This window comes from Nocardioides pantholopis (genome assembly GCF_003710085.1).
GTDB classification, from domain to species: Bacteria; Actinomycetota; Actinomycetes; order Propionibacteriales; family Nocardioidaceae; genus Nocardioides; species Nocardioides pantholopis.
This window is the reverse complement of the sequence record NZ_CP033324.1, coordinates 65,053-84,478: the sequence shown is the minus strand read 5'-3', so window position 1 is coordinate 84,478 and position 19,426 is coordinate 65,053. Positions and strand designations below refer to the sequence as shown.

Genomic DNA, 19,426 nt, shown 5'->3' with positions numbered 1-19,426 from the left:
TAGGCTGGCCCGATGACCCCCAGTGCGATGCACGGCGCGGACAGCGAGGTCGGTCGGCTGCGCACGGTGCTGCTGCACCGTCCCGGGCCCGAGCTGAAGCGGCTCACCCCCCGCAACAACGACCGGCTGCTCTTCGACGGGATCCCCTGGGTGGCCCGCGCCCAGGACGAGCACGACGCCTTCGCGCAGGCGCTGCGCGAGCGCGACGTCGAGGTGCTCTACCTGACCGAGCTGCTCACCGAGGCGCTGGCCAGCGAGTCGGCCCGCGAGCACGCGATCAGCACCGCCCTGGCCGGGCTGCACCTCGGCGACACCCTGCGCGACTACCTGGCCGCGTTCCTGGGCGCGGCGGCACCGGCGGAGCTGACCACCCACCTGACGGCCGGGATCCGCAACGACGAGGTCCGCGGCGGGCACGGGCTGGTGACCAGCCTGCTCGCCCACGACGACTTCCTCATCGACCCGCTGCCGAACCTGCTGTTCACCCGCGACTCCAGCGTGTGGGTCGGCCCCCGGGTGGCGATCACCTCCCTGGCCATGCCGGCGCGGGCCCGGGAGACCCAGCTGACCGGGCTGATCTACACCGAGCACCCCCGCTTCCGCGGCACCCGCACCATCCACGGCTGGCGCCACGAGCACGTCGAGGGCGGCGACGTACTGCTGCTCGCCCCCGGCGTGGTCGCCGTCGGCGTCGGCGAGCGGACCACGCCCGCCGGGGTCGAGCGGTTCGCCCGCCAGGCCTTCCAGGCCGGGCTCGCGCGCACCGTGCTGGCCGTGCCGATCGCCCAGGAGCGGGCCACGATGCACCTGGACACCGTGTGCACGATGGTCGACGTCGACAAGATCGTGATGTACCCCAACGTCGCGGACTCCCTGTTGGCGTACGCCGTGACGCCGGAGGACGCAGACAGCCCAGACAGCCCGGGCAGCCCGGACAGCTCGGATGGCTCGGACGGGGCCGGCCCGGCCCTGCGGGTGGCCGAGGCCGAGCCGTTCCTGGTCGCGGCCGCGAAGGCGATGCAGATCGACACCCTGCACCAGATCGACACCGGGCTGGACCCGGTCACCGCCGAGCGCGAGCAGTGGGACGACGGCAACAACACCCTCGCGCTGGCACCGCGGGTCGCTGTCGCCTACGAGCGCAACGTCGAGACCAACGAGCGGCTCGAGGCCGCCGGCATCGAGGTGGTCCGGATCGCCGGCTCCGAGCTCGGCTCGGGACGCGGCGGGCCGCGGTGCATGAGCTGCCCGGTCGCCCGGGACCCACTTCCCGACTGACCCTGCCCGGCTGACCCTGCCCGGCTGACCCTGCCCGGCTGACCCGACTCGGCGCACCCGGATCAGACCGCACGCGGCCCGGGACGGGCGTACGCATGCCCGCGGGTCGCTCTGGACACTGCGGTGCTCGACCGACAGGATCGCCGGGGCAGTCTCGACCGTGCCATGACCACCAGGACCACCAGGACCACCAGGAAGGCCCACGATGCCCGCCACCTTCTTCGACAGGTTCACGCCCCAGGAGGTCGCGCGGATCAGCGCGGCCGGGACGCGGCTCACGCTGCCGGAGGGCTGGTCGCCGATCTGGGAGCAGACGCCCGCCGACAAGGCCTACATCCTGCTCGACGGCCGGGTCTCGGTGCGGCGCGGCGGCCAGGAGATCGCCCAGCTCGGCGCTGGCGACATCGTCGGGGAGGCCGCGATCGTCGGCCACAAGCTGCGCACCGCCACCGTGGTGGCCCTGACCCCCCTCGAGCTCATCCACCTCTCCGCCGAGGCCGTGCGGGCGCTGTGCGATGAGATGCCGGCCTTCCGGGAGGCGCTCGACGCGGTGGCGACGGCTCGCCTGCAGTGACCGCACCCACCGACCTCACCGGTGCCGCGGACGACGTCCCGGAGCTCACCGACGCCGCGGACGCCGGCTTCCCGGAGCTGGCCGGCGCCCTGGAGACGGTCGAGGAGGTGCTGCTCGGGGAGGCGCCCACGCTGACCAAGAGCGAGGTGGCCGCCCGGGCCGGGGTCCCGCTGGCACTGGCCGAGACGCTGTGGCGGCTGCTGGGCTTCGCCCACGCCACCGACGACGACGTCGCGTTCACAGCCGCCGACGTCCGGGCCCTGGAGGAGACCGCCACCCTGGTCGGCGTCGGCGTGCTGAGCCCGGACCGCCAGGCTGCGCTGGTGCGCACCTGGGGCCGCAGCTACGCCCGGCTGGCGGAGTGGCAGACCCGGCTGCTGGCCGACCTCGCGCTGGACAGCGAGGACCCGGTCGACCAGCTCAGCGACCTCGCCGCCGAGGTGCTGCCGCTGGTGGAGTCGCTGCAGTCCTACGTCTGGCGCCGGCACCTCGCCTCGGCTGCCTCGCGGACCCTGGCCGTGGAGTCGCCGGCCTCGCCGGTGCGCAGCGCCGCGGTCTGCTTCGTCGACATCGTCGGCTACACCGCGCGCAGCAAGGAGCTCGGGGAGGCCGAGCTGGTGGCCTGGCTGGAGACCTTCGAGCAGGCCTGCGCCGACCTCGCCGTCGAGCACGGCGGCCGGGTGATCAAGAACATCGGCGACGAGGTGCTGCTGGTCGCCGACGACCCCGCCGACGCCGCGGAGATCGCGCTGGTCATGGCCGCGCGCGGTCAGGACGAGGACGACCCGTTCCCGGCCGTCCGGGCCGGGCTCGCCCACGGCGACGTGGTGAGCCGGCTCGGCGACGTCTTCGGTCCGGTGGTGAACATCGCCTCCCGGCTGACCTCGGTCGCCCGGCCGGGCACCGTGCTCCTCGACCGCGGGGCGCACGAGGCGCTGGCCGACCACCCGGCGTACACGCTGCGCCAGGTGCGGCGTACCTCGGTCAAGGGCTACGCCAAGCTGCAGCCCTGGGTGCTGCGCCGGGCCCCCGTCGACGACCGGTCCGAGGACGGCGTCGAGGAGGACGCGGACCAGGCCGTCAGCGAATCGTGACCTGGCGGTTGGCCAGGCCCTGACGGGCGGCACGCTCGGCGGCGGTGAGCTCCTCGGTGCTGGCCAGCGCCTCGGCCAGGTCGGCCGCGAACCGCGCGGCCGGCTCCTCGAGGACCTCGGCGCCGGTGCCGACGGGCAGGTCCCAGACCGGGGCCAGCAGCCCGTGCGCCCGGAACATCCCGACCAGGCGGGAGCCGGGGGCCAGGTCGTCCTTGCCGGCGGCGTGCAGGCGCGCGAGCGCGTCCAGGAGCTGGTCCTCGGGCTCCGGCATCACCCAGCGCAAGTGCTCCTTGGTCCCGACGTTCGTCCAGTACGCCGCCTCGACCGAGGCCAGCTTCACTGTCGGGTTGACCGAGGCGTTCGCCTGCTCCAGCGCGGCCGCCATCGCGTCCTTGTCCTCGACGTCCGCGATCCAGTAGTCGAAGCCCTCGTGGACTGTCACGTCCAGGCGGTCGCCGGTGACCAGGTCCTGCAGGCGCGGCCCGGGGCCGGGGTCGGCGGTCAGGCCGACGACGCCGGGCTCGCCGCGCTCGGCCTGCTCCAGCGCCGCGGTCAGCACCGCGCCGAGGTCGCGTGCCGGGTCGCCGAAGGCGTGCTGCACCTGCAGGCCCAGCCAGACCTCGCCGCTGGCGCGCACCATCGCCGGGGCCGCCATCGGCAGCAGCGAGCACAGCACGACCGAGCGGTCGGTGCCGGAGACCTGCAGCGGGGCGGTCGCCGCCGGGACCAGCTCGCGCAGCGCGATCACGTCGCACTCCGAGGGCAGCCCCTCGAAGGGCCGCTTCACGAACGGGGTGCGGGCGCCCCCGGGGGCGCCGTGGCAGGCCTTGTAGCGCTTGCCCGAGCCGCAGGGGCAGGGCTGCCGGGGGCCGACCTCGCCCTCGGCGGGAGCAGCAGCGTCGCGGGCCTTGGTGCGGGACTTCTTCGCCATGGCGGCGAACCTACCTGCCGAGCAGCTCGACGATGTACGCCGGGCGGTCGCTGATCACGGCCTCCACCCCCAGGTTGCGGCACACCTCGAGCTCGGCGCGGGTGTTGACGGTCCACACGTACATCCGGTGGCCGCTGCGCACGATGCTGGCCCCGAGCCGGGGGTGCTCCATCAGGTCCTCGACTCCCGGGCCGACGAACCAGTCCCGGCCGATGGCCCGGCGCAGCATCGGCCACAGCGGCGGATGGTCGAAGAGCATCACCAGCTCGACGCCGGCCAGCCGCTCCATCCGCTGCAGCGCGGTGTAGGAGAAGCTCATCACCCGCACCGGCGAGCCGGGGCGCTCCCAGCCGAAGTCGGTGAGCAGCTCCGCGACCCGCTTCTCCACCAGCCCGCCGTACCGCGTCGGGTGCTTGGTCTCCACGGCCAGGCTGACCGGCCGCTCGTAGTCGGCCGCGACCTCGAAGAGCTTGCGCAGGGTCAGCACCCGGCCGTGCTCCTCGTCCAGCTCGGGGGCCTCGTCGTCCAGGTCGCCCCACGGATGCTTCCAGGAGGCGAAGTCGAGCTCGTTGAGCTCGGCCAGCTCCATCGTCGAGACGATCCCGCGGTGCCGCGCGGTCCGGCGCAGGTTGCGGTCGTGGACGCAGACCAGGTGCCCGTCGGCGGTCAGCCGTACGTCGCACTCCAGACCGTCGGCGCCGGCGTCCAGCGCCGCCGTGTACGCGCCGAGCGTGTGCTCGGCGCGGTCGTGGCTGGCGCCGCGGTGGGCGACGACCTGCGGGGTCATGGCCCCCCATCCTGCCTCACCCGTCGGGGTGACCGACACCCGGCTTCGTCCCGGGGTCCGGGACCAGGTTCGCGCCGGCGGCGACCACCGCGTCCGCGAGACCGAGGGCGTGGCGCCACAGCGTCTCGTCGTCGCGCCGCCGGTGCGGGTAGTAGACGAGGAACCAGCCGTCGACGTACTCCGCGTTGCAGGAGATGGCCGGGTCGGTCAGCAGGGAGACGACCCGCTCGTCGAAGAGCACGGTGGCTCGCTCGTCGGTGCGCCACCCGGCCATCCGCAGCGAGTACCGCCGGCCCTCGAAGGCGTCCGGACCGCGCCGCAGCTCGCCGCGCAGCGGCCCGCGGCGGCCGCCGAGGAACGTCATCGCGGGCAGACCGAGGCCAAGGCGCACCGCCAGGTAGCGGCTGCTGGTCGAGTTCGACGTGGTGCCGCCGCTGGCGCGGTGGTAGGTCCCCATCTGGGCGGGGCAGCCCCCGGTCTCCCAGGACACTCGGTTCGAGGTGTTGGCGTTGGCCCCGGACCGCAGCACGCTGGGCAGCCGCGGCGCCCTGCCCTCCGGGTGGAACCCGAAGCCGTTGGCGCGGGCGAACGTGGCCAGGCGCACAGTGGTCAGCCAGGAGCGGTGCGTGGCCGCGGCCACGAGGAGGCCGACCACCAGGCCGATCCCCGCGCTCACGGCGACGGCGACCAGCCCCACCCCACGGTCGGAGCTGTCGGTCAGCACGACCATGCCGCTGACGAACACCAGCAGTCCCCCGACCAGGCCACCGATGAACGCGCCCATCCTGGCCGGCGAGGACGTGGTGCGGGCCAGCTTCCCGTGGTCGCCGCGGGCCAGCTCCTCCCGCAGCCGCTCGACCTCCTCGACGGTGGGCGTACGGCCCAGCGGCGTGTAGTCCACGGGCGCGGGGGTCCGCGCGCCGGCCTCGTCAGACGTCCCCATGGGTCGTTCCTCTTCCCCGTACGCCGCCCGGCTGGCGGCCCAGCACAACCTAGGGCGCTTCAGGCCGGCTGTCAGCGGTTGCTGGGGAACGCTGATCCTCAGCCCTGCTCGCGCAGGTAGCGCCCGAAGTGCGGGACCGTGAACGCGATCCGGCCGCGCTCCCCGGAGTAGATCAGGCCCTTCTTGAGCAGCGCGTCCCTGGCGGGCGAGAGCGACTGCGGCTTCTTGCCGAGCGCTGCGGCGACCTCCGCGGTCGCGACGCCCCCCACCGGGTCGCCGTCCTCCGAGGCGGCGTCGGCCATCGCCCGCAGGTAGTCCCGCTCGGCCGGCGTCGCCCGCTCGTAGCGGGACCCGAAGAACCCGACCGCCAGCTCGCGGTCGGCCTCGGGGGCGGCCACGGCGACGTCGTCGACGGTGATCGGGCTGCGCGGGGCGAGGTCCCAGGCGGCCTTGCCGTAGGCCTGGATGAAGTACGGGTAGCCGCCGGTGGCGGCGTACATCGCGGCGAGCGCCTCCTCGGTGTACGCCGCGTCCTCCTGCGCCGCGGGCGAGGCGAGGGCCCGGTCGGCCTCCGGCCGGGCCAGACGGTCGATGCGCTGGTAGGAGAAGAGCCGCTCGGAGTAGGACTTGCTGGCCGAGAGCACTGCCGGCAGGTGCGGCAGGCCGGCGCCGACCACGATCACCGGCAGCCCCGACTGGGACAGCTCGTGGCAGGCCGCGCACAGCGCGGAGACCTCGGCCGGCCCGAGGTCCTGCATCTCGTCGATGAAGACCGCAACGCCCTTCCCGGTGTCGGCGGCCAGCCCGCCCACGTCGGTGAGCAGCTCGACCAGGTCGATCTCGACGTCGCCGGAGTCGGCCCGGCCGCGCACCGGCGCGGCGTCGATGCCCGGGCTCCAGCGCTCGCGCAGCTTCGCGTCCGCCCCGGCCTGGCGCTCGGCGAAGGAGCGCAGCACGCCCAGGACGTGGTCGGTCTCGCCCGCCTCGGGGTGGGCGAGCTCGCGGACGGCCTGGTGCAGCGCCGAGGAGAGCGGCCGGCGCAGCGGCTGGTCCGGCCGGGCCTCGAGCTTGCCGGTGCCCCAGCCCTTGCGGACCGCCTGGGAGCGCAGCGCGTTGAGCAGCACGGTCTTGCCGACCCCGCGCAGCCCGGTCAGCACCAGCGAGCGCTCCGGGCGGCCGCGGCTGACCCGCTCCAGCACGACGTCGAAGGCGCGCAGCTGCTCGTCGCGGCCGGCGAGCTCCGGTGGGCGCTGTCCGGCGCCGGGCGCGTACGGGTTCCGGATCGGGTCCACGATCGGACCGTATCGGGATGTCTAGGGCGAACCCTAGATTCAGCCGGCCTCGGCGTGGCCGTCGGCCACCCGGAGCGGGCGGGTGTCCAGCTCCCCCGCTGCTCCGGCGTACGCCGCGTCCAGGCCGGCCCGGAGCTGATCGACGAGCGAGGGCACCTCCCCCGCGGGGAGCCGGAACGACCCGGCGCAGACGTCGTCGCGCCACAGCGAGAGCACGACCAGCCCGGACTCGGCGTGCCAGGAGACCCGCAGCGCGCGCCCGTCGCCGCGGGGGTCGACGAAGATCGACCCCGCCTGCGGAACCGGCCTGGCGGCGAGCATCCCTCATCATCACCCGCGCGGTCCCGCTTGTCACCGGCTCCCTTGTCACCGGCTCCGAACTCCCGGGCGGCGGTCCCCGCCCGTGCCTACACTCGTGGCGTGCCCGAGCTGCCCGAGGTGGAAGCCCTGGCCCTCGACCTGCGGGGCCGGCTCACCGACCGTGCCATCACCAAGGTCCACGTCGCCGCGATCAGCGCGCTGAAGACGTTCGACCCGCCGGTCTCGGCGCTGGAGGGCACCCTGGTCGACGACGTCACCCGGCACGGCAAGTTCCTCGACGTGCACGCGTCGGGGCTGCACCTGGTCCTGCACCTGGCCCGGGGCGGCTGGGTGCGCTGGCGCGCCGAGGTCCCCGACGTCCCGCCGAAGCCGTCGGTGAAGTCCCCGCTCGCGGTCCGCGTGGTGCTCGACGACGGCTCCGGGCTCGACATCACCGAGGCCGGCACCAAGAAGCGGCTCGCGCTCTACGTCGTCCGCGACCCGCAGGACGTCCCGGGCATCGCCAGCCTGGGCCCCGACCCGCTGGCCGACGACTTCACGATCGAGGCGCTCGCCGAGATCCTCCAGCGTGAGGGCCGCAAGCAGATCAAGGGCGTGCTGCGCCACCAGGGCACGATCGCCGGGGTCGGCAACGCCTACTCCGACGAGATCCTGCACGCGGCGCGGATGTCGCCGTACAAGCCGGCGAGCACGATCGTCGACGACGACCTGGAGACCCTGTACGCCGCGCTGCGCCAGACCGTCGGCGACGCCGTGGACCGCTCACGGGGCCTGGCGGCCAGCGAGCTCAAGGGCGAGAAGAAGTCCCACCTCGCCGTCCACGGCCGCACCGGGCAGCCGTGCCCGGTCTGCGGCGACATCGTGCGCGAGGTGTCCTTCGCCGACTCCTCGCTGCAGTACTGCCCCACCTGCCAGACCGGCGGCAAGCCGCTCGCGGACCGGCGGATGAGCCGGCTGCTGAAGTAGGCGGGTGGCGCGGCCGGGCGCACGGTCCGGCCCCGGCCGGAACCGGGAACCCGGGAACGTCCTGGGACCGAACCCGTGACCAACGGGGGGCTCGTACAGTTGATCGGTCATCCAGCCCCGCCCGCGAACCCTCCGAGGAAGTGTCTTCCCGTGATCCCCACCGTCTCGATCGATGCCGTTCCCGATCCCCTGCCCGAAGGACTCTCGGTCCTCGACGTCCGCGAGGACATCGAGTGGCAGCACGGCCACATCGAGGGTGCTGTGCACATCCCGATGAGCGAGCTCACCGGCCGGCTCGGTGACCTCCCGGACGGCCAGACGCTGGTCGTGTGCAAGATGGGCGGCCGGTCGGCCCAGGCCGTCGGCTGGCTGGCCCAGCAGGGCTACGACGTGGTGAACCTCGAGGGCGGGATGGTCGACTGGGCCGACGCCGGACGTCCGATGGTCAGCGAGACCGACCGACCGCCGCTGGTGGTCTGAGCCGGGTCCGACCTGGCGACCGCCCTGGCCGGCCGCTCCCGTTTCCGGCAGGACCCAGGTCCACCCCACCAATTTTCTCGCGCGGGCTACGCGCCGTTCGTCGCCGCCGGCAGTGCGACCAGCAGCGCGGCGTAGAGCTCCGCGCTGAGCCGCTCGTACTCCGCCCCGGCCGCGGGGTCGGCGAGCCCGACGTCGTTCCACGACCCCATGCCACCGAAGACCCAGCCCCGGAAGATGGCAGCGACCAGCTGGCGCCGAGCCGGTGCGGCGTCGGCCGGCAGCAGATCGCGGCGGTACGCCGGTGCGGGCGGCGGGTCGTCGAGCCGGGCCGCAGCGATGGCGAACTGGGAGGCCCACCCCCGGAGGTCGGTGCGCACCGCGAACGCGTGGATGGCGGCCAGGGCGGCACTCAGCCGCGCCCGGGCCTCGGCGACGCCGACGCGTGGCGGCGACAGTTCCTCGGCAGGTGCGCTCACCGCGGCGACCGACCAGATGCCGGCGTCCGGGGCTTCCCTCGGCACGACCTTCCACCGGAACGTCCATATCGACGAAGCGCCCCGACCGGTCGCCAGCAGAGCCCATCCTCGAGAGTTCGCGAACGCGGCCGCGAGGTGCGCCGGCAGCTCGACTCCGGCCGGCACCTGGGTGACCAGCGAGAGATCGCTAGTGCCGAGCTCCTGGAGAGCACGCAGCCATTCCTCGGGAGTGGACGTCACCCCGCTGCGCCCGAGGGGGCCTTGCGCGGGGAGGTCGGCGGTGAACCGCCCGACCTGCCGGAACGACGAGTGACCGCGCAGGTCGGGCATCGTTCCGCCGTCGCGCAGCCAGCGCCCCCCGACGGCGGCCAGCGTCGCCGCCACGACCAGCTCCCCGTTCACGAGCGCGAGCCTACGCACGCCGACGGCGACAGTGGCCGATCGGCGGAGCCTCAGTCCTCCCGCCGCCGCGGGCCCAGATCCGCCCGGCGGAACACCTCGATCGGCTGGCGGAAGCACTCCGCGACGTCGTCGCTGCCGCAGAAGGCGCACGACTGGCCGCGTCCGCTCACGGGCGCCCCGTCGACCCCTCCCGGCGGATCGGTCGGCGGCGCCGGGCCGGACACCGAGAACGTCTCCCGTCCCGGCCGACGTGCAGGTGATCGATGGCGGCACGCGGACCCTGCCCGCCCGGCCGCTGTCGAGAGAACTGGTGGTGTCGGGCCGAGATCGAGGCCCAAAATCCCCCCGACCCCACCCGTTTTCGCAGGACCCGCGCCCACCCCACCTGTTTTTCGCCCGAGCCCAGCCCAGCCCGAGCCCTACCCAGCCCGGACCACCCCGGCCTCAGCCGAAGGCGAAGACCCCCGGCAGCGGGACGTCGAGCGCGGCGGCCAGCCGGTCCAGGTAGTCGGTCCGCTCGACCTCGACCACGCCGAGCGAGGCCAGGTGCGGGGTCTGCCACTGCACGTCGAGCACCCGGCGGTCCGCGTGCTCGTCGCGGAGCAGGTCGACCAGCCCGATCAGCGCGACCTTCGAGGCGTCCCGCTCCCGGTGGAACATCGACTCCCCGGCGAACAGGCCGCCGACGGCCACGCCGTACAGGCCCCCGGCGAGCCGGCCCTCGTGCCAGGCCTCGACCGAGTGCGCCCAGCCCAGCTCGTGCAGCTGCGTGTACGCCGTGGCGATCCGGCGGTCGATCCAGCCGCCCTCGCGGCGGGGGTCGGCGCAGGCCTCGACGACCTCGGCGAACGCGGTGTCCACCCGGATCTCGAAGTCGCGCGCCGCGCGCCGCAGCGAGCGGGAGACCCGCAGCCCGTCCAGCGGCAGCACCCCGCGCCGGACCGGTGAGAACCAGGCCATCGGCGAGCGCCGTCCACCCGAGGGCATCGGGAACAGCCCCGCGCGGTACGCCGCGAGCAGGGTTCCCGGCGCCAGGTCGGCGCCCATGCCGACCAGGTCGTCGTCGGGGTCGGCGAGAGCGGGGTCCGGGAAGACCCACGGCGACGGGGGCGGCTCGAGCGGCACGAGTCGAACCTAGGCGACGACCAGCACCTTCGTAGGATCGGCCCATGGGTACCAAGGCGAACATCGCGGGCACGCTGGGTCGTCAGCTCGCGCCCCGGGCCATCGCGGCCGCCCCCGGCCTCACCTCGTCGTTCGTGCGCGAGGCGCTGCACCGCGCGATCACCGGGGTCGGACCGCTGCCCGGAGCCGCGGCCGCCGCGGAGACCCAGCTGGCCGAGCAGGGCGGCGACGTGGCCAAGGCCGTCCACGAGGTCATCGAGAACCACGTCCGGCTCGCCGGCGCCCAGGGCTTCCTCACCAACATCGGTGGCGTGGTCACCGCCGCCCTCACGATCCCGGCCAACGTGACCGGGCTGGCTCTGGTCCAGTGCCGGATGATCGCGGGCATCGCCCACCTGCGCGGCTACGACCTCGACGACCCCCGGGTCCGCAACGCCGTGCTGGTCAGCCTGCTCGGCCAGGACTCCGTCGAGACGCTGGTACGCCGCAAGAAGCTCCCGGCGCCGCCGATGGCGATCGCGACCGCGCCCGCGCACGATCCGGCCCTGGACCTGCGGATCAGTGCCGAGGTCGCCTCCGGCATCATCGCCCAGGTCGCCGGCAAGCGGCTCGCGGTGACGGTGGGCCGGCGGGTGCCGGTGATCGGCGGCCTGGTCGGGCTCGGCGCCGACGGCTACGCCACCTGGCGGATCGGGCGCTACGCCGACCGCGAGCTCCTGCCCCGCGCGCGGCGGTAGACCGCCAGCGCCGCGGAGCCGACCCGGCCCTGCTGGAGCCGGTTCACGACCTTCTCGCGCAGCCGGTACGACGGGCGCAGGTAGGAGCGCTCCAGCGCCGCCCGGGTCTCGGCGAGCTCGCCGGCGAGCCGCTCCTCGCAGTGGCGCAGCCGGGCGTTCTCCTGCAGCAGCGCGGTGATCGCATCCACCCCCGCCGCGGCGACCTTCCGGGCCGGCGGGCGGTCCGGGTCGACGTACTTCTCGGGCGGCGGCGCGGGCGCCAGCTCGTCGAGGTCGCCGACCACGTCGTACCCGCGCTCGCGCACCTCCTCCACCCAGGACCGGGCGAGCTCCTCGATCCAGGGCCGGTCCTGCGGGGGCAGCGCGATCCGGGGCGAGCCGGTGCGCCGGGAGAGGGTCCGGTGGGCGAGCAGCTCGCGGACCAGCGGCCGGTAGTCGGCGGGGGCCACGACGGCGTTCGCGGCGAGGTTGATCCGGCGCAGCAGCGCGGTCTCGGGGACGCCGAGCGAGGGGTTGGACCGCTCCGGCGTGAGGTCGAGGTCCAGGCCGTCGAGGCCCAGGACCTGGCTGAACCGCTTCCACAGCAGGTCCGGTGCGCCGCCCGGCGGCGGGACCGTGACGACGTGGACCCGCTCGGGCGGCAGCGCGGAGCCCCAGCGGTCGAGGATGTCGGGGATCTCCTGGACCCCCCAGAACCAGCTGGCGATCGCGCCCTCGCGGGCCGGGTCGCGCAGCTCCTCGAGGAAGCTGGCGTAGCTGAGCACCCGGCGGTGCTTGATGTTCTCCTGCCACTCCGCGGGCACCTGCCGGGTCAGGTCGCGCACCGAGAGCACCAGGTGGATCTCGGCCCCGGCGCCGTGGCCCAGCGAGGCCAGCGCGCGGCCCACCTGGGCGCGGGAGGCGGTGGCGAGGATCTCGTGGCTGAGGATCGCGGTCCCGGGGTGCTCCCGGACCTCCGCGGCGAGCCGTTCCCAGGCGCCGACCGCCTCGGTCTCCAGCCCGCCCCAGGGCAGCCGCATCAGGTCCAGCGCGGCCAGGAAGTGCGCGTCGAAGCGCTCGGCGGGATAGAGGATCCCGGCCTCGGCCAGCCGCTCGCGGTTGCGGTAGAGCACGTCCTGGAGGTACGACGTGCCGGTCTTCGGGGTGCCCACGTGGATCAGGACGCGGTCGCTCATCGTCCCTCCTCACGGACGTCGGTGGCCAGCAGCAGGCGGACCGCCAGGCCGAGCACGCCGGCCTCGGTGGCGGTGGCCTGGGTGGCGGCCGGGCCGTCCTCGGTGGTGGTCCGGGGCCGGGACAGCAGGGTGTCCGGCTCGCCGACCACAGGGTAGCCACCGGCCAGCAGCGCGTCGCGCGCACCCACTGCCCGCTCGCGCACCCAGCCCAGATCGCGCGCCGGGACGGCCGGCGGTGCGCCGGTCCCGCCGGCGGCGAGCAGCGCCGGCACCAGCCGCTCGCGCAGCAGCGCGGCCCGCTCTGCGGAGGAGACCAGCAGCCCGAGGGCGGGGGCGGTACGCCGGGCGAGCTCGACGGCGTCCGCGCCGAGCGCGGGTGGCGCCGGCAGCGGTCCGCGGACGCCCAGCAGGCGGGGCAGCGCGTCGGGGTCCAGCACCACCGTCACCCGGTGGGCGCCCACCCGGTCGGCCCACTCGGCCGCGACCCGGGCGGGGTCCGCGCGCCGCGGCAGTCGGCCCCGGCGTACGGCGGCGTGCACCCAGTCCGGCCACGCCGGGGCGCCACCGGCGAGCACGCGCGCCGTCCAGGACCGGGCGAGCAGGGTGGGCAGGTCGGCGCCGAGCACCAGGACCGGGGCTCCGGGGATCCCCTCGGGGCGGCCCCGGCGGGCCAGCTCCGCGCGCAGCACCGGGACCTGGGCTGGGTCGCCGGCGAGCTGCCGGATGCCCCGGCGCAGGACCGGCAGGCGGACCCGGGCGGCGGCCGCGAGCCGGGTGCCGGTGGTCGAGCCCGACCCGGCCCCCGCCCCGGGGTCGGGACGGGGTCCGGCGGCGAGGTCCTCGGCGATCAGCCCGGCGGCGACCCGGAGCAGCTCGCGGGCGGGCAGGTCGGCGGGGTCGACGGGCGCGGGACCGAAGCGGGCGGGGCCGGCCGCGCCGACCAGCCCGAGGTCGGGCCGACCGCGACCCGGGGCGCTGGCCTCGAGCACCCGCGCGGCCAGCGCGGCCGACGGCGGGCCGGCCTGGTTGAGCCGGCGCAGCAGCTCGAGCTGCTGGGCGCCGGGCAGGAACCGGCCGGCGTCCGGGCCGGTGCCGGTCCAGTCGGCCCACGCGGTGGTGCCGCCGGCCCGCAGGTGCGCGACCCACCCCCAGCCGCGGGCGGCACTCATGGCAGGCGGACCCGGCGGGCCAGCCGGGCCACCTTCTGGGACACCTGCTCGTCCGGGTCGGGGCGGCGGGCGGTCTCGGTCAGCACCGCGACCAGCGCGTCCAGCGCGGCGTCGGCGACGTCGCTGGGGCGGGGCCGGTCCGGGTCGTGCCAGGGCTCCCCCTCCTCGGGGCGCCGAGGGCGCAGCTCGTCGAGGTCGCCGACCACGTCGATCCCGGCGCCGGTGACCCAGTCCAGCCAGCTCTCGGCGATCTCGTCGGCCCAGTCCCAGGCGTCCGGGGGCAGCGTGATCCGATCCATGTCCGGCCGGTCGGCGAGGGTCTGGTGGACGACCAGCTCGCGGACCAGCGAGCGGTAGTCGGCGTGGTCGTACTCGGCCTCCTGGAGCCGGCGGTTCAGCCGCCGCACCAGGGTCGCCTCGGCGGTGCCGATGGAGGGGTTGCGGCGCTTGCTGTCCCGCGGGGCCCAGGCCGGGTCGATCCCGAGGACCCGGCAGAACCGCAGCCAGAGCTCGTCGGGGGCGGCGCCCGGCTGCGGCACCGTGACCAGGTGCACCCGCTCGGGGGCCAGTCCGGCGCTCCACCGCCCGAGCACCTCCGGCAGGCTCTGCACCTCCCAGAACCACTTGTCGCCCTTGCGGGCGTCGGAGGTGCGCAGCCGGCGCACGAAGCGCGCGTAGGAGACCCGGCGGCGGTGCTTGACGTGCTCCTGCCACTCGGCCGGCACCTGGCGGGCCACGTCGCGCGCGGTGAGCACGACGTGCACCTCGGCGGGGGCGAGGTCGGCCATCGCGCGCTCGATCTGGCTGCGGCTGGCCGCGGCGAGGATCTCGTGGCTGATCACGACGGTGCCTCGGGTCCGGCGGACCCGGCGGGCCAGGGCTGCCCACTCGCCGCGGACCTCGTCCAGGAGCCCGCCCCAGGGGCGCTCGATGAGGTCGAGCGCGGCGCCGAACATGTCCTCCTGCTGGCCGACCGGGTAGTGCACCCCGTGCCGCGCGAGCCGGGTCCGGTTCACCGACAGGCGGTCCTGGAGGTACGTCGTCCCGGTCTTCGGGGCGCCCACGTGGAGGTAGACGACGTCGGCCATGCCGCGCATTGTGCCGCAGTCGCCCCGGCCACCCCCGACCGGAGCCCTCTGCCGACCGAACCGCCGCCTGGCGTCGGGCGGCGTCAGCTGCGGGCGCGCACCACGGCCGACGGGCTGGGGCGGCCCAGGTGCCCGGCCATCCACCGGCTGGTGTCCACCAGCGCGTCGAGGTCGACCTCGTGCTCGACGCCCAGGCCGTCGAGCATCCAGACCAGGTCCTCGGTGGCCAGGTTGCCGGTCGCGCTCTCGGCGTACGGGCACCCGCCGAGGCCGCCGGCGCTCGCGTCGTACGTCGTGATGCCGGCGCGCAGCGCGGCGTAGGTGTTGGCCAGGGCCTGGCCGTAGGTGTCGTGGAAGTGCATCGCGAGCCGGTCCAGGCCCAGGCCCGCGGCCCCGAACGCGGCGACCAGCGCGCCGACGTGGCCGGCGGTGCCGACCCCGATCGTGTCGCCGAGGCTGAGCTGGCTGGCGCCGAGGTCCATCAGCCGGGTGCCGGCCGCGACCACCTGCTCGACCGGGACCGCGCCCTCCCACGGGTCGCCGAAGCACATGCTCAGGTAGGCGCGGACCTCGAGCCCGGCGTCGCGGGCGCGGCGCACGGTCGGCTCGAACATCGCGAACTGCTCGTCCAGGGAGCGGTTCAGGTTCTTGCGGGCGAAGGTCTCGGTCGCGGACCCGAAGATCGCCACGTGGCGGCAGCCCAGCTCCAGGGCGCGGTCCAGGCCACGGTCGTTCGGCACCAGCACCGGCAGGTCGCGGGCGGCCTCGCCGAGCCGGTCGCCGAGCAGCCCGAGCAGGTCGCCGGCGTCGGCCAGCTGCGGCACCCAGCGCGGGTGCACGAAGCTGGTCGCCTCGACAGTCGGCAACCCGGCCGCGACCAGCCGGGTGACGAACTCGGCCTTGACCTCGGTGGGCACCAGCGCGGCCTCGTTCTGCAGCCCGTCGCGGGGCCCGACCTCGTAGATCGTGACCCGCGCCGGCAGCCCGTCCTCGCGGACGGTCATCGGCAGGGTGGTCATGGGGTGGCCTCCGGGGCGGGCGGGGCCTCGACGCGGAACAGCGCGGCGCCGAGCGGCACCTGGCGGCCGGCGGCGGCCTCGACCAGGGTCACGGTGCCGGCGTACGGCGCGCGCAGGGTCAGCTCCATCTTCATCGCCTCCATCATGCCCAGCGCCTGGCCCTCGGTCACGACGTCACCGGCCGCGACTGCCACCTCGAGCACGGTGCCGGGCATGGGGGCGGCCACGGTGCCGTCGCCGACCACCGGGCCGTGGTCGGCGAGCACGTCGGGACGGCGGAAGACGAACCGCTGGCCGAGGTGGACGACCTCGGCGACGTGCGGCTGGACGTTGAGGACCGCCCGGTGCCGCCGCCCGTCGACGGTGAGCACCAGGACGTGGTCGGCCGCCGAGTGCTGGTGGACGGGTACGCCGTCCACGGTGCCGCGGGCCCGGTCCACGAGCACCGGCCGGTCCAGCTCGACCCGGACCGGGGCCGGGTCGCCCGCGGAGCGCCAGCCGTCGGCGCGGAACGGGTCGCCCGGGTCGCCGGCGAGCAGCATCGCTGCCACCCAGGCGGCCATCAGCCGGGGCACGTCCGCGGCGGGCTCGGGGATCTGCGCGGTGTCCAGCCAGGCGGTGTCGACGGCGGCGTCGCGGAACTCCTCGCTCGCCACCAGCGCGCGCAGGAAGCCGGTGTTGGTGGTGAGCCCCAGGATCGCTGTGCGGTCCAGGGCGTCGACCAGCGCGCGGCGGGCGGACTCGCGGTCGGGGCCGTGCACGATCACCTTGCCGAGCATCGGGTCGTACGCCGTGGAGACGACCTGCCCGTCCTCCAGGGCGTGGTGGACCCGCACGGTGGTGGCCTCGGCGGAGGTCTCCACCTCGGGCGGGCCGGGCCAGCGCACGATCGAGGCGGTGCCGGCCTGCGGCAGGAAGCCGCCGAACGCGTCCTCGGCGTACACCCGGGCCTCGATGGCGTGGCCCTGCATCCCGCGGACCAGCTCGTCCTGGGTGTAGTCCAGCTCCTCCCCGGCGGCGACCCGCAGCTGCAGCGCGACCAGGTCCGTCCCGGTGACCGCCTCGGTGACCGGGTGCTCGACCTGGAGCCGGGTGTTCATCTCCAGGAAGTAGAACTCGCCGGTGTCGGCGTCGAGGAGGAACTCCACGGTCCCGGCGCCGACGTAGCCGACCTGGCGGGCCAGCTCGACGGCCGCCGTGGTCAGCCGGTGCCGCAGGAACGCGTCGACGGTCGGTCCGGGCGCCTCCTCGAGCACCTTCTGGTGCCGGCGCTGGGCCGAGCAGTCGCGCTCCCAGAGGTGGAAGACGTTCCCGTGGGTGTCGGCGAGGACCTGCACCTCCAGGTGCCGGCCGTGCTCGACGTACTTCTCCACCAGGAGCGTGTCGTCGCCGAACGCCGCCTGCGCCTCGCGCCTCGCGGCCGCCACCGCGGCGTCGTACTCCTCCGCCGCCCGGACGATCCGCATGCCCTTGCCGCCGCCACCGGAGGCGGCCTTGACCAGGACCGGGAAGCCGCCGGGGCTGCCGGGCTCGCCCTGCGGGACCACGGGCACGCCGGCCGCCAGCGCGACCTCGCGGGCGGCGTCCTTGCGGCCCATCAGGTCGATGACCTCGGCGCTCGGGCCGACCAGCCGGATCCCCGCGGCCTGGAGGGCGCGGGCCAGTTCGGCGCGCTCGGAGAGGAACCCGTAGCCGGGGTGCACGGCGTCGGCGCCGCTGTCGCGGGCCGCGGCGACGACCGCGTCGACGTCGAGGTAGCTGGGAATCCGGACCGCCTCGGTGGCCGACCGCACGTGCGGCGCGTCCGCGTCGAGGTCGGTGAAGACGGCCACGGTGCGCATCCCGAGGCCGTGCGCGCTGCGCATCACCCGCAGCGCGATCTCGCCGCGGTTGGCGACCAGCAGGGTGTGGATGGGCTCGGGCTCGGGTCGCATGGTCGGGCTCACATCCGGAAGACGCCGTAGGAGGGCGCGGGCACCGGGGCGTTCCCGGCCACCGCGAGGGCCATGCCGAGCACCCGGCGGGTCTCGGCGGGGTCGATGATCCCGTCGTCCCAGAGCCGGGCCGTGGAGTAGTACGCCGAGCCCTGCTCGTCGTACTGCGCCCGGATCGGCGCCTTGAACGCGGCCTCCTCCTCGGCCGGCCACTCCCCGCCCCGGGCCTCGATCCCGTCGCGGCGGACCGTGGCCAGCACGGTGGCTGCCTGCTCGCCGCCCATCACCGAGATCCGCGCGTTGGGCCACATCCACAGGAACCGCGGGTCGTAGGCCCGCCCGCACATGCCGTAGTTGCCGGCCCCGAAGGAGCCGCCGATCACCACGGTCAGCTTCGGGACCACGCTGCACGCCACCGCGGTGACCAGCTTCGCGCCGTCCCGGGCGATGCCGCGGTTCTCGTACTCCCGGCCGACCATGAACCCGCTGACGTTCTGCAGGAAGACCAGCGGGATCCCGCGCTGGTTGCACAGCTCGATGAAGTGCGCGCCCTTCAGCGCCGACTCGCTGAACAGGATCCCGTTGTTCGCGACGATCCCGACCGGGTGACCCCAGATGTGCGCGAACCCGGTCACCAGCGTCTCGCCGTAGAGCTGCTTGAACTCGCCGAACCGGCTGCCGTCGACGACCCGGCGGATCACCTCGCGCACGTCGTACGGCGTGCGCGGGTCGGTCGGCACCACGTCGTAGAGGGTCTCGGGGTCCTCCACCGGCTCCTCGGGGGCGCGGACCTCCCAGGGCGCGGTGGGGGCCGGGCCGAAGGTGTCGGCGATCCCGCGCACGATCGCCAGCGCGTGCGCGTCGTCCTCGGCGAGGTGGTCCACGACCCCGGAGGTGCGCGCGTGCACCTCCCCGCCACCGAGCTCCTCGGCAGTGACGACCTCGCCGGTGGCGGCCTTCACCAGCGGCGGGCCGCCGAGGAAGATCGTGCCCTGGTCCTTGACGATGACCGTCTCGTCCGACATCGCCGGGACGTAGGCGCCGCCGGCGGTGCACGAGCCCAGCACCGCGGCCACCTGCGGGATGCCGCGCGCGGAGAGCTGCGCCTGGTTGAAGAAGATCCGCCCGAAGTGCTCGCGGTCGGGGAAGACCTCGTCCTGCATCGGCAGGAACGCGCCGCCGGAGTCCACGAGGTAGAGGCAGGGCAGGTTGTTCTCCGCGGCGATCGCCTGCGCGCGCAGGTGCTTCTTGACGGTGAGCGGGTAGTAGGTGCCGCCCTTGACAGTGGCGTCGTTGGCCACGACCACGCACTCGCGACCGCTGACCCGCCCGATGCCGGCCACCACGCCGGCCGCGGGCACCGCGTGCTCCTCGCCGGGCTCGCCGTACAGCCCGTAGGCCGCCAGCGGCGCGATCTCCAGGAACGGGCTGCCCGGGTCCAGCAGCCGGTCCACCCGGTCCCGCACCAGCAGCTTGCCGCGGCCGGTGTGCCGGGCCCGCGCGGTCTCCGAGCCGCCGAGGCGAGCGGTCGCGAGACGGTCGCGCAGCTGGGCGACCAGCGTCCTGAGGTCCTCTGTCACGATTCCGAGGTTAGCGATCGTTAACCACCGCGTCGAGGGGAAGGCCGCTACCGTC

The 19,426-nt window shown here is 75.1% G+C and carries 19 protein-coding genes; 6 read left to right on the top strand and 13 right to left on the bottom strand.

Translation table 11 applies throughout. The features are described 5' to 3' along the window. Nucleotides 1–12 precede the first annotated feature (12 nt). The 3 genes from EBO35_RS00375 (at nt 13) to EBO35_RS00365 (ending at nt 2,946) form a co-directional block, all read left to right on the top strand. Nucleotides 13–1,278 carry an arginine deiminase gene (locus EBO35_RS00375; RefSeq protein ID WP_122815971.1) on the top strand — a complete coding sequence of 422 codons (1,266 nt, stop codon included), beginning with the start codon at nt 13–15 and terminating at the stop codon, nt 1,276–1,278. A gap of 205 nt (nt 1,279–1,483) precedes the next feature. Beyond that, nucleotides 1,484–1,852: a Crp/Fnr family transcriptional regulator gene (locus EBO35_RS00370; RefSeq protein WP_122815970.1), complete on the top strand. Its 369-nt coding sequence runs from the start codon at nt 1,484–1,486 to the stop codon at nt 1,850–1,852. Beyond that, the gene (locus EBO35_RS00365) at nt 1,849–2,946 is read left to right on the top strand and encodes an adenylate/guanylate cyclase domain-containing protein (RefSeq protein ID WP_241153790.1); all 1,098 of its coding nucleotides are present in this window, start codon (nt 1,849–1,851) and stop codon (nt 2,944–2,946) included. Before EBO35_RS00370 ends, EBO35_RS00365 begins: the two co-directional genes overlap by 4 nt. Here EBO35_RS00365 and EBO35_RS00360 read toward each other — a convergent pair. The 5 genes from EBO35_RS00360 to EBO35_RS00340 form a co-directional block, all read right to left on the bottom strand. Continuing rightward, a complete protein-coding gene (locus tag EBO35_RS00360) occupies nt 2,933–3,877 on the bottom strand; it encodes a DUF5926 family protein (RefSeq protein WP_122815969.1) in 945 nt (314 codons plus the stop codon). The genes EBO35_RS00365 and EBO35_RS00360 overlap by 14 nt on opposite strands. A gap of 10 nt (nt 3,878–3,887) precedes the next feature. Further along, nucleotides 3,888–4,664, bottom strand: coding sequence for a glycerophosphodiester phosphodiesterase (locus tag EBO35_RS00355; RefSeq protein WP_122815968.1), 777 nt, complete (start codon nt 4,662–4,664; stop codon nt 3,888–3,890). Nucleotides 4,665–4,680: 16 nt separating this feature from the next. Further along, complete coding sequence (locus EBO35_RS00350) at nt 4,681–5,607, bottom strand: hypothetical protein (RefSeq protein WP_122815967.1); 927 nt, start codon at nt 5,605–5,607, stop codon at nt 4,681–4,683. A 98-nt stretch (nt 5,608–5,705) separates the two neighbouring features. After that, nucleotides 5,706–6,899: an ATP-binding protein gene (locus EBO35_RS00345; RefSeq protein ID WP_122815966.1), complete on the bottom strand. Its 1,194-nt coding sequence runs from the start codon at nt 6,897–6,899 to the stop codon at nt 5,706–5,708. Nucleotides 6,900–6,938: 39 nt separating this feature from the next. Next, nucleotides 6,939–7,220: a hypothetical protein gene (locus tag EBO35_RS00340; RefSeq protein ID WP_122815965.1), complete on the bottom strand. Its 282-nt coding sequence runs from the start codon at nt 7,218–7,220 to the stop codon at nt 6,939–6,941. Between the two features lie 99 nt (nt 7,221–7,319). Here EBO35_RS00340 and EBO35_RS00335 point away from each other — a divergent pair, with 99 nt between their 5' ends. Both EBO35_RS00335 and EBO35_RS00330 read left to right on the top strand, forming a co-directional pair. Then, on the top strand, nt 7,320–8,186 hold the full coding sequence (locus tag EBO35_RS00335) for an Fpg/Nei family DNA glycosylase (protein ID WP_122815964.1): 867 nt from the start codon (nt 7,320–7,322) through the stop codon (nt 8,184–8,186). A gap of 150 nt (nt 8,187–8,336) precedes the next feature. After that, entirely contained in the window at nt 8,337–8,666 is a 330-nt protein-coding gene (locus EBO35_RS00330) for a rhodanese-like domain-containing protein (RefSeq protein ID WP_122815963.1), read from the top strand. Between the two features lie 86 nt (nt 8,667–8,752). On the opposite strand, the gene EBO35_RS19665 is transcribed toward EBO35_RS00330, so the two are convergent. Together EBO35_RS19665 and aat are read right to left on the bottom strand one after the other, a co-directional pair. Beyond that, nucleotides 8,753–9,544 carry a hypothetical protein gene (locus EBO35_RS19665; RefSeq protein ID WP_206422623.1) on the bottom strand — a complete coding sequence of 264 codons (792 nt, stop codon included), beginning with the start codon at nt 9,542–9,544 and terminating at the stop codon, nt 8,753–8,755. A gap of 444 nt (nt 9,545–9,988) precedes the next feature. Next, nucleotides 9,989–10,669, bottom strand: coding sequence for a leucyl/phenylalanyl-tRNA--protein transferase (gene aat / locus EBO35_RS00320; protein WP_122815962.1), 681 nt, complete (start codon nt 10,667–10,669; stop codon nt 9,989–9,991). A 44-nt stretch (nt 10,670–10,713) separates the two neighbouring features. Between aat and EBO35_RS00315 the strand changes: the two genes are divergently transcribed. Continuing rightward, complete coding sequence (locus EBO35_RS00315; protein ID WP_122815961.1) at nt 10,714–11,406, top strand: EcsC family protein; 693 nt, start codon at nt 10,714–10,716, stop codon at nt 11,404–11,406. On the opposite strand, the gene EBO35_RS00310 is transcribed toward EBO35_RS00315, so the two are convergent. The 6 genes from EBO35_RS00310 to EBO35_RS00285 form a co-directional block, all read right to left on the bottom strand. Continuing rightward, complete coding sequence (locus tag EBO35_RS00310) at nt 11,367–12,581, bottom strand: hypothetical protein (protein ID WP_122815960.1); 1,215 nt, start codon at nt 12,579–12,581, stop codon at nt 11,367–11,369. The genes EBO35_RS00315 and EBO35_RS00310 overlap by 40 nt on opposite strands. Further along, nucleotides 12,578–13,750, bottom strand: coding sequence for a hypothetical protein (locus tag EBO35_RS00305; RefSeq protein ID WP_122815959.1), 1,173 nt, complete (start codon nt 13,748–13,750; stop codon nt 12,578–12,580). The genes EBO35_RS00310 and EBO35_RS00305 overlap by 4 nt, the downstream gene beginning before the upstream one ends. Then, nucleotides 13,747–14,838, bottom strand: coding sequence for a hypothetical protein (locus EBO35_RS00300; RefSeq protein ID WP_122815958.1), 1,092 nt, complete (start codon nt 14,836–14,838; stop codon nt 13,747–13,749). Before EBO35_RS00300 ends, EBO35_RS00305 begins: the two co-directional genes overlap by 4 nt. An 83-nt stretch (nt 14,839–14,921) precedes the next feature. Continuing rightward, on the bottom strand, nt 14,922–15,857 hold the full coding sequence (locus EBO35_RS00295; protein ID WP_122815957.1) for a hydroxymethylglutaryl-CoA lyase: 936 nt from the start codon (nt 15,855–15,857) through the stop codon (nt 14,922–14,924). After that, nucleotides 15,854–17,791 carry an acetyl/propionyl/methylcrotonyl-CoA carboxylase subunit alpha gene (locus EBO35_RS00290; protein WP_122819173.1) on the bottom strand — a complete coding sequence of 646 codons (1,938 nt, stop codon included), beginning with the start codon at nt 17,789–17,791 and terminating at the stop codon, nt 15,854–15,856. The genes EBO35_RS00295 and EBO35_RS00290 overlap by 4 nt, the downstream gene beginning before the upstream one ends. 8 nt (nt 17,792–17,799) lie before the next feature. Next, nucleotides 17,800–19,371 carry a carboxyl transferase domain-containing protein gene (locus EBO35_RS00285; protein ID WP_206422622.1) on the bottom strand — a complete coding sequence of 524 codons (1,572 nt, stop codon included), beginning with the start codon at nt 19,369–19,371 and terminating at the stop codon, nt 17,800–17,802. Between the last annotated feature and the right edge of the window lie 55 nt (nt 19,372–19,426).

What these genes read in the sequence shown, in the direction of transcription:
- EBO35_RS00375 (WP_122815971.1), top strand. Translation starts at nt 13, where the DNA reads ATGACCCCCAGTGCGATGCACGGCGCGGACAGCGAGGTCGGTCGGCTG.
- EBO35_RS00370 (WP_122815970.1), top strand. Translation starts at nt 1,484, where the DNA reads ATGCCCGCCACCTTCTTCGACAGGTTCACGCCCCAGGAGGTCGCGCGG.
- EBO35_RS00360 (WP_122815969.1), bottom strand. Translation starts at nt 3,877, where the DNA reads ATGGCGAAGAAGTCCCGCACCAAGGCCCGCGACGCTGCTGCTCCCGCC.
- EBO35_RS00355 (WP_122815968.1), bottom strand. Translation starts at nt 4,664, where the DNA reads ATGACCCCGCAGGTCGTCGCCCACCGCGGCGCCAGCCACGACCGCGCC.
- EBO35_RS00350 (WP_122815967.1), bottom strand. Translation starts at nt 5,607, where the DNA reads ATGGGGACGTCTGACGAGGCCGGCGCGCGGACCCCCGCGCCCGTGGAC.
- EBO35_RS00340 (WP_122815965.1), bottom strand. Translation starts at nt 7,220, where the DNA reads ATGCTCGCCGCCAGGCCGGTTCCGCAGGCGGGGTCGATCTTCGTCGAC.
- EBO35_RS00315 (WP_122815961.1), top strand. Translation starts at nt 10,714, where the DNA reads ATGGGTACCAAGGCGAACATCGCGGGCACGCTGGGTCGTCAGCTCGCG.
- EBO35_RS00310 (WP_122815960.1), bottom strand. Translation starts at nt 12,581, where the DNA reads ATGAGCGACCGCGTCCTGATCCACGTGGGCACCCCGAAGACCGGCACG.
- EBO35_RS00305 (WP_122815959.1), bottom strand. Translation starts at nt 13,750, where the DNA reads ATGAGTGCCGCCCGCGGCTGGGGGTGGGTCGCGCACCTGCGGGCCGGC.
- EBO35_RS00300 (WP_122815958.1), bottom strand. Translation starts at nt 14,838, where the DNA reads ATGGCCGACGTCGTCTACCTCCACGTGGGCGCCCCGAAGACCGGGACG.
- EBO35_RS00295 (WP_122815957.1), bottom strand. Translation starts at nt 15,857, where the DNA reads ATGACCACCCTGCCGATGACCGTCCGCGAGGACGGGCTGCCGGCGCGG.
- EBO35_RS00290 (WP_122819173.1), bottom strand. Translation starts at nt 17,791, where the DNA reads ATGCGACCCGAGCCCGAGCCCATCCACACCCTGCTGGTCGCCAACCGC.